The organism is Kitasatospora sp. NPDC059571 (assembly GCF_042735675.1).
Lineage (GTDB): Bacteria > Actinomycetota > Actinomycetes > Streptomycetales > Streptomycetaceae > Kitasatospora.
The window spans coordinates 1-1534 of sequence record NZ_JBHWBW010000809.1; the positions used below are offsets into that span (position 1 = coordinate 1).

The window sequence follows — 1534 nt, forward strand, 5'->3', positions numbered from 1 at the left end:
ACATCGGGGGGTTGCCGTGCTTGCGGCTGGGCAGGTCGGCGTGCTTGGTGCGGAGCATGGCGAGGGAGGCGGCGAGGACCTGGCGGGTCTCGGCGGGGTCGATGACGTCGTCGACGAGGCCGCGTTCGGCCGCGTAGTACGGGTGCATCAGCTCGCTCTTGTACTCCTTGATCTTCTGCGCGCGCATCGCCTCGGGGTCCTCGGCGGCGGCGATGTCCCGGCGGAAGATGACGTTCGCGGCGCCCTCGGCGCCCATCACCGCGATCTCGTTCGTCGGCCAGGCGTAGGACAGGTCCGCGCCGATCGAGCGGGAGTCCATCACGATGTAGGCGCCGCCGTAGGCCTTGCGCAGGATCAGCGAGATCCGCGGCACGGTCGCGTTGCAGTACGCGTAGAGCAGCTTCGCGCCGTGCCGGATGATCCCGCCGTGCTCCTGGTCGACGCCGGGCAGGAAGCCGGGCACGTCGAGCAGGGTGACGATCGGGATGTTGAACGCGTCGCACATCTGCACGAAGCGGGCGGCCTTCTCGGAGGCGTTGATGTCCAGCACCCCGGCGAGCGACTGCGGCTGGTTCGCGACGATGCCGACCACGTGCCCGTCGATCCGGGCGAGCGCGACGATGACGTTGGTCGCCCAGCGCTCGTGGACCTCCAGGTACTCGCCGTGGTCGACGACCTCCTCGATCACCTTGCGCATGTCGTAGGGGCGGTTGCCGTCCGCCGGGACCAGGTCCAGCAGCGAGTCGTTGCGCCGCTCGACCGGGTCCTCGGCCGGCTGCACCGGCGGCATCTCCCGGTTGTTGCTGGGCAGCAGCGACAGCAGGTAGCGGACCTCCTCGATGCACGACTGCTCGTCGTCGTACACGAAGTGCGACACGCCCGAGGTCGTGGAGTGCACGTCCGCACCGCCCAGACCGTTCTGGCTGATCTTCTCGCCGGTCACCGCCTGCACCACGTCCGGGCCGGTGATGAACATCTGGCTGGTCTCACGGACCATGAACACGAAGTCGGTCAGCGCCGGCGAGTACGCCGCGCCGCCCGCGCACGGGCCCAGCATCACCGAGATCTGCGGGATCACCCCCGACGCCCGGGTGTTGCGCTGGAAGATCCCGCCGTAGCCGGCCAGCGCGGTCACACCCTCCTGGATGCGGGCACCGGCGCCGTCGTTCAGGGAGACCAGCGGCGCACCCGCCGCGATCGCCATGTCCATGATCTTGTGGATCTTCTGCGCGTGCGCCTCACCGAGGGCACCGCCGAAGATCCGGAAATCGTGCGCGTACGTGAACACCGTCCGGCCGTGCACGGTGCCCCAACCGACGACCACACCATCGGTGTGCGGCTTCTTCGCCTCCAGACCGAAACCCTGCGCACGGTGCCGCCGCAACGGCTCCACCTCACGGAACGAACCCTCGTCCAGCAACAGCTCGATCCGCTCCCGAGCCGTCAGCTTCCCCTTCGCGTGCTGCGCCTCGGTCGCCTTCTCGCTCGGCCCGCGGCGAACCCGCTCCCGCAGCTCGTGCAGCTCGGCCACCCG

The 1534-nt window shown here is 69.4% G+C and carries 1 protein-coding gene; it reads right to left on the reverse strand.

Annotated features, from left to right (window positions below; translation table 11 throughout):
• A partial coding sequence (locus tag ACFV0G_RS39225) for an acyl-CoA carboxylase subunit beta (RefSeq protein ID WP_380558666.1) occupies nt 1-1534 on the reverse strand: 1534 nt, incomplete at both ends.